Source organism: Pantoea sp. LMR881, from assembly GCF_027157825.1.
GTDB classification, from domain to species: domain Bacteria; phylum Pseudomonadota; class Gammaproteobacteria; order Enterobacterales; family Enterobacteriaceae; genus Pantoea; species Pantoea haifensis.
Window position 1 is genome coordinate 144582 of record NZ_JAPVOK010000001.1, and the last position, 11711, is coordinate 156292.

Below are 11711 nucleotides of genomic sequence, written 5' to 3' on the forward strand. Positions count from 1 at the left end.
CACAGAAAAATAAAAAAGCGCACTCACAATTTTAGTCAACTACAACGGTTCCAGCCCGACTGCCTGCACCGCCAGAGTGAGGGCAATGCAGAGACACTTGCGGTTGATAACCTCCCGCTCGCCCGTGTTGATCTTTTCGCTAAAAGCAGCCGTTCTGGCGTCTGGATTTGCAACTTTCCTTTGCAATAAAACGGCGATTTTATAACGCTTTATTGTTGATATTATGGCATTTCTTCTCAATCAGCTTGTCAGAACGTTCTTGTTATTTCTGAAAAATCCATTGTTATCAAAGGTTTTCCTGGTATTTACAGTTTCAATAAAATTGGCATCATTTGCTAACAAATTCTTGCAATGATAATGGCAATGCGTATATTTCTCATTTGCTTTATAGGTTACATCACGCCAGCACAATGACGCGTCAAGGGAAATGTCAGTCAACGGTAGCCAGAGCAAGGCCTGGTCGTTTTCCCGTCACGAAGGCATGGCTGTGAACAGTGGCAAAAAATTAAAAATAAATGAGGAATGATGTAATGCCTTCTGATATTCAGCGCGTCAGGGAATCCCGGGTGTGTGAACCCCTTCAGGCTAAACACCCCCTGCGTCTCTCTTTACTGGCGGTTGTCGTTGCTACCGCCTTTACGCACCACAATGTCCGCGCGGCGGAGACGACAACTGCCGCAGCAGCAGATAATCAAACCATAACGGTCAATGCATCGGCTGACAGTTCAGGCGCTGATACAGCTGAAACGGATTACAGCGTGCCCGTCACGCGCGCCGGGACAAAGTTAACCTCAACCGTACGAGATATTCCTCAGTCGGTGAGTATTATCACTAAACAACGCATGCAGGATCAGCAGCTTCAGTCGCTGGGTGAGGTGTTAAATAACACCACTGCGATTCAGGAAAGCACCGCTGATATGGACCGCAAAACCTACTATTCCCGCGGCTTCCTGATTGATAATTACATGGTCGATGGCATTCCAAGCGTATTTGAAGAACGCTGGAATTTAGGTGATGCTCAAACGGATACTGCTCTGTATGACCGTATTGAGGTCGTCCGTGGCGCTAATGGTTTGCTTGTTGGTGCAGGCAATCCTTCGGCCGCAGTTAACCTGATTCGTAAACATGCAAACAGTCCTGTAGCGACAGGCGATCTCTCTGCCAGTTATGGCAGCTGGAATAAACAGCGTTACGTGGCAGATGTACAGTCACCTTTGACTGAATCAGGCAATGTGCGCGGACGTCTGGTCGCAGGTTATGAGGATAAAAACAGTTTTGTTGAGCGTTATGGCGCAGAAAAGAAATTCCTGTCGGCGATTGTTGATGCCGATCTGACCGACTCAACAACACTGTCGGTTGGCTATGAGTATCAGCAAACGAAAGCAGACAGCCCAATGTGGGGCGGCTTGCCACGTTTTTACACTGATGGCAGCAAAACTGATTATCGTCGTGGTTTCAATACCGCACCTGACTGGACTTACAATAATAAAGAGAGCAAAAAAGTTTTCGTTAACCTGCAACAGGCGTTTGATAACGGCTGGCAGTTAACGCTGAATGGCACGCATAATGAAACGCTGCTCGACAGTAAAATGATGTATGTAGATGGTTATTTTGATAAAACCACCGGTATTGGCGTTTCCCCTTACGCCGGCTATCCGGTCGTAGCCGGTACTGGCTACAACACGGGAAAGCGAAAAGTTGATGCAGTGGATACTTTTGTAAGTGGCCCGTATGAATTGTTTGGCCGCACCCATGAATTAATGGCTGGCGTAAGCTATAGCAAACAGCAAAATACCTACTACAGCGCATTTGAAAATATCTCGCCAGAAGAGTTGGGTAATTTCAATAATTACAACGGACAATTTCCTGAAAGCGACTGGGATCCACGAACGCTTGCACAGGATGACACAACACGTCAGAAATCAGCCTATATGGCGACTCGTATTTCTCTTGCCGATCCGCTGCACCTGATTCTCGGCGCGCGTTATACCCGCTGGAGCACCGACACGCTGACGACTGACATGGAAAAAAACAACATCACGCCTTATGGCGGGCTGGTGTATGACATCAATGAAAACTGGTCAACTTATGCCAGCTATACCTCAATATTCAAACCGCAGTCTTACCGGGATGCCAGCGGTGCTTTCCTTTCGCCTGTGGTCGGTAAAAACTACGAGGCCGGCGTTAAATCAGACTGGTTTAACAGCCGCCTGACGACGTCATTCACGGTATTCCGTACTGAGCTGGATAACGTTGGTGAAAGTACCGGCCGGACAATTGAAGGATCAACTGATTACGCTTATATCGCCAGAAAAGGTACCGTAAGCCGGGGCGTAGAATTTGAGGTAAACGGAGCCTTAACCGATAACTGGCAAATGACCTTTGGTGGGACCCGCTACGTTGCAGAAGATCGTGATGGGGAGGCGGTGAGTTCTTATCTGCCGCGCACTCAGTTGAAACTGTTCACCAGCTATCGCTTACCGATGCTGCAGGAGTTGACCGTGGGCGGTGGCGTCAACTGGCAGACCCATGTCTGGAGCGAGAGCGCCGGGCCTGATGGCAACGGAACCTTCTATTCTGAACAGGGTAGCTATGCGCTGGTTAACCTCTTTGGTCGCTACCAGGTAACGAAACAGCTGGCATTGCAAGCTAACATCAATAACCTGTTCGATAAAGAGTACGATACCAACCTCGAAGGAGACGTTGTATACGGCGCACCGCGCAACGTATCTGTTACTGCCAGCTATAGTTTCTGATAAACGTATCGCGCCGCCGCGCAACGGTACAAAGACGAAACGCCTCTCCGGGGGCGTTTCGTCGTTCATTGCCTTGCTCATCCGCGACGGTTCTTCCCGCCCGCCGTACTGATTTGCGCTACACTCTCCAGCGTTAGCGATTTATCCTGCCTTGCGACATCATAAAAACAGTAAACTGGTAACTTACTGAACGGGATACAGCATGAAAATCAGATTTCTTTCTGCCAGTGAGCCAAAGCTGGCAGAGGTACGCAAAATTCTTGAACCGGTGGGCGTTGAGGTATTACCTGTCGCCCGCCGCATCGAAGAAATTCAAACTGAAAACGAATTAGAACTGGTGCGCGATAAGCTGACCAAGGCTTTTTCTATCATCGGCCGGCCTCTGTTTGTCGAGCATACTGGCTTATATCTGGATGGTCTGAATGGCTTGCCTGCCGGACTGACACGCATATTCTGGAATCGCCTGGATGCCGAGCGTTTCGCCTCGCTGGTGCAAGGGCTGGATAGCCAGGAGTCACAGCCAAAACGGTACTTGGCTATTGCGATGGCCGTAAAATGTATCAGTTTTCTGGTGAGCTTCGGGGCACTATTGCCGCTAAACCAGCGGGTACACGTGGATTTCAGTGGGATTGCGTCTTTATTCCTGAAGGCTGTAGTCAAACGTTTGCAGAAATGGGTGATAAAAAAATGAGATATCCATGCGCCGTATTGCGCTGGATCGTTTCGCCACCTTTTTGAAAACCGCTCGGGGAGTGGCATGAAACCAGAACTAAAACGCGCCTATGATTCAGGAAAATTGATCTTATTCGCTGGCGCCGGTATTTCGCGCAACCTCGGCCTGCCTGAATGGCATGAACTGATTTCTCATTTAGCCAATGAGCTGGGCTATGACCCCGAAATTTTTAATACTTACGGTACGCATCTGTCGCTGGCGGAGTATTACAAGCAAAAGAAAGGTTCACTTGGGCCGTTAAGAAGCTGGATGGATCGTGAATGGCATCGGCCAGATATTGATGTTCGTACCTCTGAAATTCACACGATGATCACGCAGGGTCAGTTTTCGCGTATCTACACAACCAATTATGACCGCTGGCTGGAAGCCGCACATGATGCGCATGGCGTTCCCTATTCAAAAGTAGCTAATGCGGCGGATTTAGTAGCCCTGACAGAAGACAAGCGCCATATCATCAAGTTACACGGTGATTTCGATGATGACACGTCGATTGTGCTGGATGAAAGCAGTTACTTCGAACGCCTCTATTTTGATTCTCCGCTGGACATCAAACTCACACATGATGTGATGGGCAATTCGGTATTGTTTGTCGGTTACAGCATTAGCGACTTTAACATACGCCTGCTGTTTTATCGTTTGACTAAAATGTGGGGCCGCACCGGGCTGGCCACAGCCCGCCCAAAATCTTATCTGTTTACTAATCGTAATAATCCAGTGGCAAAAGAAGTGCTGGGGCAATGGGGCATTGAGATGATCGTGTCAGAGGAGGATGATCCGCGTAAGGCCCTTGCGAGTTTTCTGCAAGAACTGATCGTCTGATGCTTGCATGTTTTACAGCAGAAACATTCCACTCATCCCTTTTTGGCTTGATTATTCAGTCACTAATGAAAAACAGGTGATTCGATCAAGGTTGTCGGGGTATGCCGGGTTATACACTGATAATCTCGAGTGGTAATCAAAAACTATCGTGTTATACTGTATATAAACACAGTATCAGAGGGCGAGAAAATGGCTGTCGAAACAAAATTTGTAGTCGTCAGAAAGGGTGAAGAGAAGATGACGTTTGCCAATAAGAAAGAGGCCGATGCCTACGACAAAATGCTCGATATGGCTGAAGCCTTTACCGACTGGCTGTTACAGCATCAACCTGCATTAGAAGAAACACAGGCTGAAACGCTGGGCCTGCTGATTGCGGAGCAAAAAGACGCCGTTCAGCATATTCTTCGCACCAGTAAGCTGCCAGAAGCTTTACCGTCTGCCTCCGCTGTTGATCACGAAGAAAATGACGATGTCGCCACAGCGACCAACACGAAAAAAGTCCGAGCGGTTAAAGCCGCCTGATAGCCAAACGCCGAAAGTATTATGCTTTCGGCGTTTTTGTTTGCGCTTTGAGGAGGGGGTAATCCCATAAAGCATACTGCGCACCTCCACCTCAATCTTATGAATACAGTTCTTTTCTGGCAGCTCTAAGTAGTATTCATTGTCACTTAATGTGAGCCGGAGCTGTTGTTCATTGGCAGTTAATGTGGGCCGAAACTTGCGCTGATTGCGAGTCGGAGGGATTTCAATTGCGAGCTGCTACAAGTTAGAGAACTGCATAAAGGTGCTGGAATAAAAATGAGCCATCCACGCAACGTAGGCCAGCCACACAACCAGTCCACCCATTAAACCGATTTTACTTGCTGTCATATTATCTCCTGCTGTCGCTATGTAGTCGGAAACCTGTTTACATAAACTGGCAGTTGAGAGGCGCAGGGACATTGCTTTAGATCAATCAATACCCATTGCGCTGTAAAAACATTCCATGCATGTATCAATTCGTCTGTTTGGTTAGGCTGCAACAACCTTCAGCCAACGCTTTTGCATCTTTTGATCTGAAATCTTATCAGCAGGAGGGTGGAGTTAAATCAGACGGTAAAACCCGCCAGAGTGGCGGGTTCACAGTACCGATAATATGCGGTTGGCGGTAATAATTGCCGTGTCGCCAGAAATGACAGAGAGTTAGCCTGGATAAATGCCGCGGTCTTTACGTGCCATAAGGATACGTTCACAGGCTACTATGTAGGCTGCCGTGCGCAGGGAACAGTCCTTTTCTTTCGCTTTTTCCCATACGTGAACCATAGCGTCGGTCATGATTTTATCGGATCGATTGTTGATCTCTTCTTCGCTCCAGAAATAGCTGGCCATATCCTGTACCCACTCAAAATAGCTCACCGTTACGCCACCAGCGTTACATATTACATCGGGTACCACGATGATACCGCGTGAGGCCAACATATCATCTGCGTCAGGATAGGTGGGGCCATTTGCACCTTCTAAAATCAGTTTGCAGCTCAATGTTTCTGCGCGCTCGCGGGTGATTTGTCCTTCCAGCGCCGCTGGGATCAAAATATCCATATCGGTCGTCCAGAACGCGTCTTTATCAATCGCTACCGCACCGGGAAAACCTGCAATCTGTTTGTGCTCAATCTGCCACTGTGTCAATGCTGCCATATTGATACCGCTTTTATTAAACAGCGTCGCGGTATGATCCTGAATCACCACAACGCGTGCGCCAGCCTCTTCAAAGAGCCGTGCCGCTTCGCTGCCAACGTTGCCGAAACCCTGCACTGCTACGCGGGCTCCTTCAATTTCAATGCCTGCGCGACGCGCGACTTCACGCCCCGTAATAAAGACGCCACGGCCAGTTGCTTTTTCGCGCCCCAGCGAGCCGCCCAGGTGAATGGGTTTGCCTGTTACCACGCCAGTAATCGTGGTGCCGTGGTTCATTGAGAAAGTATCCATCATCCAGGCCATGACTTTGCCATTGGTCCCAACATCCGGCGCAGGAATATCTTTTTGTGGCCCAATAATAATTCCAATCTCACTGGTATAGCGGCGTGTTAAACGCTCCAGTTCGCCCTCTGAAAGCGTAAAGGGATCGACGCGAATACCGCCTTTCGCTCCGCCATAAGGTAGATTCACCGCTGCACATTTAATGGTCATCCAGGCAGATAAAGCCATCACTTCATTAAGATCAACATCCGGATGGTAGCGAATACCGCCTTTTCCCGGACCGCGCGAAAGATTGTGCTGAACGCGATAACCTTCAAAATGGCGGATAGTGCCATCGTCCATTTGCAAAGGAATATCAACAATCAAGGTTCGTTTAGGGTGACGTAACGTATCAATCCAACGCGACAAATCGCCCATATAAGGCGCAACTCTGTCGATTTGCTGTAGATAAGTTGACCAGGCAGATGTACTGCTTTCAGACGCGTAAGATAACTTAGCCATATAAAAACCTTTCTTAATGAAGTTATTTATTGTGTAGAGCCGTGGATACAGAGCGCATTCAACCGCGCGCAGATAATTTATCACTCTGGCAGAAAATTTGATGGGGTCGTATTGTCTTAAAACAGCGCGGCTGGCCTTCTTTTCCGGGAAAATATGAATAACTATCCGGTAATCAAGCCTGGCATGGGCGCATAAGAATGCAAAAGAAATGCGTAATGAATGCATAAAAAACAATATTTATCATTTTTGATATTTTTGAAGATGTTCAAAAAGTGAAAGAAATGTTGATAAGTGACATTGACTTTATCGCACCAACATGGTGCATGAATATAACTTATTAAAGGATTATTTTAAGTAATGGCAGAATTTTAAGATTAGTGAATTGAACACACCTTTCAACTGCCATGGCGTTAAGTTTATTCAAACCGCAATTGACTGTTATCTGTCAGAGGTAAATTCACCCTTTCAACAACGTTGTGTGAGCTAAAAACAGCAAAGAAATAAATGCAAAAAGCCAGGAGTTGGATTCTGTCTTTTGCATTTGTAAGCGTGATTACAAGGAAAGGGCCTGCTCAGCCTCGGCAAGTTCCTGTCGGGCATCATCAAGTTTTTGTTGGCGCTTTTCGATTTTACCGGGGCGACCACTAGCCTGTGCTTGTGCCAGTTCCTGCTCGCGTTCTCGCACTTTCATTTGTTTTTCAGCAACTTTAGCCTGACGCTGTTGTAACAGATCACTGTCAGTGCAATGTTCAGTAATTTCATTTAGCGCCTTTTCCAGACCGCTGATACGGGAAAGTGCGTTGTGCTTGCGGGCAAACTCTATTTGTTGCTCAATTTCATGTTTTTTAGCTGCGCAGCCTGTTAAATCAGAAGCCGCATGGGCAAAGGAAAAAGTAAAAGGCAAAGCGCAAATCATGATGGCTAAAAATGTTTGTTTCATGGTTTTTCTCTTTTGGTTTGAAGGGCATGTCGCGCATTATACTCAGCAACCTTAAGAGATCCTTAACCAGAGACAATATACAGGATGATTTGCGTGTAATTACTCAATGACTGAATGATTTAGGGCGCATTTCATAAATGTATGGACGGCAGTATTACAGGAAAAATGACAACGGCAAGTGCAGCGTAATATTTATGAAAGGAGTCAGGCTATGCCTGACATCAGAATCATACCGGCTGCCTTATTTAATGAACGATATAAATTTTTGTCAGGTCCGCTTAGCATCACTGCGTTACCTGCGGCTCGCTCATCATCAAAATATTGATACATGACTTTATTAATACCTGCGCCACACCACAAAACATGATGGTGATGGCGTTGGGGCTTGTCTGCAGGTGTACCTGTCACAACGGAAGAGAGACTGACGTTAAAGCCCATTGCAGTAAGGCGAATTGCCTCAAGCCAGATTTCACTCGCGTTCTTGATACTGACTGCTTCCAGAAATAACGGTACGCTTTCACCACGACGTGATGATGTGCGCATAACCACCTGAGCCTGCTGTTGAACGCTGAGTTCAAAGCGAGCCAGTCGACGTCGCGCACCTTTCCGTTCGTCGTTTTGCAGCCAGCAGCTAAGCGGGCTCAGTAACTGGTAAATTAAATCGTCACCGCAGTAATTATTCGACATCTCCCGCATCTTACGATAAAGCGACATCTGAGTGCCGTACTCAAGTTGCCAGAGCAAGTCGCCTTTACGCGCCGCCCAGCCTGCGGTACAGACCGGACGCTGCAAGACTTTACCGGTATTGATTTCCTGCAAGGTCGCGCCTGTACCTGTTAGCGTAACCAGGCTACGAATTTCAGCGAGCTGGTTATCACTCCAGCCGCTGACAGAAGAATTACCTGAAATCAAACCGTGCTGCATCCAGCGTTTCAGGTTTGCTGGATGCGTGCCGGTTATTGCGCAAACAGTGTCTGTGGTATGAAGTTGCATATTAATCCCTATGCAGGGGGTGGCCGTCGGGTTCACCGAGGATGAAAAACCACTATGAACCTCATTAAGTCAAATAGAAAGGTTTGTTAAGGGGTGAGCTAGCGTGATTTTCAAAAGTAAGGATGGAGATTGTTCTTAACGACTGATTTTTATTATCAATAATCTTATTGATAGAAAACTTATACGTCAGATAAAAAGCGTAAAAAAAGCCGCCTTTGCCAGAAACAGGGGAGAGCAGATGCCAGGCACCCTGATACATACGGGTTTACAGGCGGGTTTCTGTGAGTAATGCATACCGCGCAGGCAAAGCAACGAAAACACCTGACAAGATCTTGGCATTTAAAATTATTTTTTAAGAGCATGCCGACTCTCTCCGGGCTTTAATCCCCGGTTAAAAACGCTAAAATAGATAATTCAATTGCCATGGAGAAAGACTGCCATAATGCGTTATCGTTTTACACTCGCCGCGCTCACAGCCGCTACCCTGTTGGCGGGATGCGCCAAACATTCATCTGAAGATGCACCAAATGAATTTGCTGTCGGTCCAACGCAAATCAATGTTTCGCACATTGTGACTCGTGCAGATGATGGTTCTAATGTCTACCTGACCGTCGACGGCAAAGATGCCGGTGAATTGCTTAACGGTGAAAGTAAACTTATTCATGTGCCAGCGGGCAAGCATAAGGTTGGGGGTTATGTCCCAACACTATTTGGTTTAGGCCGCGTCACTATTGCGCCAGTTGAGATCACAACATCACCTGAAAACGTTAAAAAAGTAGCTTATTCTGTAACACGTAATAAGGCCTCGTTCGCAGAGCACAACGACGCGCAAGGTTGAGCATGATGTTTAGCGCGTTGCGGTGGCGATGCGCTAAACACGCTTTCTTCTTTCTCCCTTTTTTAATGCCACACGGCAAAACTTTCCTCTCGGTAAAAAGGACTCTCCTGCGGCTGTCGTCCAGTCAGACTCATGGCGTTGTCTCGTTGTATCGGAAACAGAGGGTCTGCCAGTGGATGGTGGTATGTCTGAGAACCTGATGCGATCCAGGTGCTGCCTGGGTAATGAGGCAATGAAAGAGGGCGTATCAGCTGGCTTAGCGGGTCAGGGGCGGTTGTTTATAAGATAAACACGCTGCCGGTAACTGAAAACTGGCAGCGTTTACAACGTTAACGCAGCGGTGAGTTACAGCTCCAGCGCATGAATTTGGCTTACAGCACGGGCGGCTTCTTTGCCTTTTTTCACAAAATGCGCGGTATAGAAGTCGATAAATTCTTCAGCAGGCTGGAAATTATGTGGCGTGAGTGAAACAGAAAACACGGGCACATTGGTCGCAAGCTGCGCCTGCATCAAACCGCTTACTACAGCCTGGGCAACAAAATCATGACGATAAATGCCACCATCAACCACCAGCGCAGCACAAACAATGGCGTCGTATTTGCCGGTTTGAGCCAGACGTTGTGCCAAAAGCGGCATCTCAAACGCACCCGGAACGTCCCACGTTGTAATTTCAAACGGCGCGCCGCGATTCTCTAATTCTTGCTGAAACCCCACCAGGGCCTGAGAAACAATCTCGCTGTGCCAGTTTGCTTTGATAAAGGCGACATTCAACGGTTGCATGATTACTCCAGTAAAAGTGACTGTGCGGAGGTTGCGAATCAATCAGGATCCCGCATCCGCATTGATAAAGTTAGCCCTCACAGGCACATTTTCGGCATTAACTCCTCTCTTATTTTTACCGCTATTGAATCAAAACTTGATGCAAAAACGGCTATGCGACCGATGTTAATGCCTTTAACAGCGTAGCCAATGAGGTTCGACTGCTCGCAGTATACTGTAATGTAAAGAATCTGTGTCCGACTTTATCAGTCGTAATAGCTTTGTGAGTAAACCCCCAATGAGTTAACGCTCTAGATAACAAGATCGGTTAAAAAAAACACTGGATATTTAAACAGGTCTTTGTATAATATTTCTACTGCCCGCTGGGTATTGGTGTGAGTAAGTGGATGGTGAAGCCTATGATGATGTCGACAGAAAACCTCAACACATTGGATCAATCGGTTACGATGAGCAGTCGTGAAATTGCCAAATTGACCGGCATTACGCACGGCGAAGTAAAACGCCTGATCAAAAGTCTGGAAACCGCGCAGCGCCTCACGCAGCCTATAATGATTAATTTGTATGAGCATGAAGGGGAAATGCGTCAGGAGTATTGCCTGAACAAACGCGATTCATTGTTTGCGGTTGCCCGCCTTTCTCCGGGATTTACAGCGGAAGCGTTAGATCGCTGGCAGGATCGTGAAAAAAATGCCCATTTACCGGACTTCACTAATCCTGCAGCGGCGGCTCGCGCCTGGGCTGAACAGTTCGAACAGCGTCAGGCAGCGGAACAACAACTGGCGCTTTCTGCCCCAAAGGCGGAATTTTTTGACCGCTTTGTGCAGGTTGAAGAATCGCTTGGTTTTCGCCAACTTTGTAAAATGCTGAAGGTGAAAGAAACAGAGTTCCGCCAGTTTTTGCTGGAGCGCAATATTATGTACCGCGCGAATGGCGCTCTGACACCGCAGCATTATCACCTGCAGGCCGGGTATTTTACTTTGCATTCAGGTGTCGGTGAAAACCAGCATGCCTTTTCACAGGCACGCTTTACGGCTAAAGGCGTAAAATGGGTGGCTGGTCTCTGGGCTGGACATCTCGCTACTCAGCCGAAAGGGGCTGCAGCATAGTGATCGCAATAGCACGTCTGGTCTTATGCACCGCTGAGGGCCAGGCGTGATACTCAAGCAGATAAAATATTTTTCTGATTAATCACCTCTTTTTCTCTTCCCGCTTTGTCTTGCTTTGATACCTTTTTTATCACCTATCCACAAATTGAAAAACATGCGTTGTTCAGAAGGTTTCGCTATTACCGCGACTGTTTCTTACCCTGGATATTCCACACTATCCGTGATGTTTTAAAAGAAGCAAGAAAGTAACTGACCTGAGCAATCAATAATGATTAGTGAAGGGCTAATT

The 11711-nt window shown here is 47.3% G+C and carries 9 protein-coding genes and 1 pseudogene; 6 read left to right on the forward strand and 4 right to left on the reverse strand.

All coding sequences use genetic code 11. The features are described from left to right. Window positions 1–530 precede the first annotated feature (530 nt). From fhuE to O3W44_RS00905, 4 genes and pseudogenes are all read left to right on the forward strand, one after another. Window positions 531–2756, forward strand: coding sequence for a ferric-rhodotorulic acid/ferric-coprogen receptor FhuE (gene fhuE, locus O3W44_RS00890; protein ID WP_269291619.1), 2226 nt, complete (start codon window positions 531–533; stop codon window positions 2754–2756). 202 nt (window positions 2757–2958) lie between these two features. Further along, a pseudogene (locus tag O3W44_RS00895) lies at window positions 2959–3517 on the forward strand (non-canonical purine NTP pyrophosphatase). Beyond that, entirely contained in the window at window positions 3514–4308 is a 795-nt protein-coding gene (locus tag O3W44_RS00900) for an SIR2 family protein (RefSeq protein WP_269291620.1), read from the forward strand. Before O3W44_RS00895 ends, O3W44_RS00900 begins: the two are co-directional and overlap by 4 nt. Before the next feature lie 189 nt (window positions 4309–4497). Continuing rightward, window positions 4498–4830: a YebG family protein gene (locus O3W44_RS00905; protein WP_269291621.1), complete on the forward strand. Its 333-nt coding sequence runs from the start codon at window positions 4498–4500 to the stop codon at window positions 4828–4830. Window positions 4831–5490: 660 nt separating this feature from the next. Here the strand turns inward: O3W44_RS00905 and O3W44_RS00910 are convergent. From O3W44_RS00910 to O3W44_RS00920, 3 genes are all read right to left on the reverse strand, one after another. Beyond that, on the reverse strand, window positions 5491–6765 hold the full coding sequence (locus O3W44_RS00910; protein ID WP_269291622.1) for a Glu/Leu/Phe/Val family dehydrogenase: 1275 nt from the start codon (window positions 6763–6765) through the stop codon (window positions 5491–5493). Window positions 6766–7318: 553 nt separating this feature from the next. Further along, on the reverse strand, window positions 7319–7705 hold the full coding sequence (locus tag O3W44_RS00915; RefSeq protein WP_269291623.1) for a DUF1090 domain-containing protein: 387 nt from the start codon (window positions 7703–7705) through the stop codon (window positions 7319–7321). Window positions 7706–7909: 204 nt separating this feature from the next. Beyond that, window positions 7910–8698 (reverse strand): transcriptional regulator, encoded by a 789-nt coding sequence (locus tag O3W44_RS00920; protein WP_269291624.1) that lies wholly within the window; start codon window positions 8696–8698, stop codon window positions 7910–7912. Between the two features lie 442 nt (window positions 8699–9140). On the opposite strand from O3W44_RS00920, the gene O3W44_RS00925 reads away from it, so the two are divergent. Then, a complete protein-coding gene (locus tag O3W44_RS00925; RefSeq protein ID WP_269291625.1) occupies window positions 9141–9536 on the forward strand; it encodes a hypothetical protein in 396 nt (131 codons plus the stop codon). Between the two features lie 345 nt (window positions 9537–9881). Here the strand turns inward: O3W44_RS00925 and O3W44_RS00930 are convergent, their stop codons facing one another. Further along, window positions 9882–10316 (reverse strand): 6,7-dimethyl-8-ribityllumazine synthase, encoded by a 435-nt coding sequence (locus tag O3W44_RS00930; protein WP_269291626.1) that lies wholly within the window; start codon window positions 10314–10316, stop codon window positions 9882–9884. A gap of 398 nt (window positions 10317–10714) precedes the next feature. Between O3W44_RS00930 and O3W44_RS00935 the strand changes: the two genes are divergently transcribed. After that, window positions 10715–11422 carry a phage antirepressor KilAC domain-containing protein gene (locus O3W44_RS00935; protein WP_269291627.1) on the forward strand — a complete coding sequence of 236 codons (708 nt, stop codon included), beginning with the start codon at window positions 10715–10717 and terminating at the stop codon, window positions 11420–11422. Window positions 11423–11711: the final 289 nt, after the last annotated feature.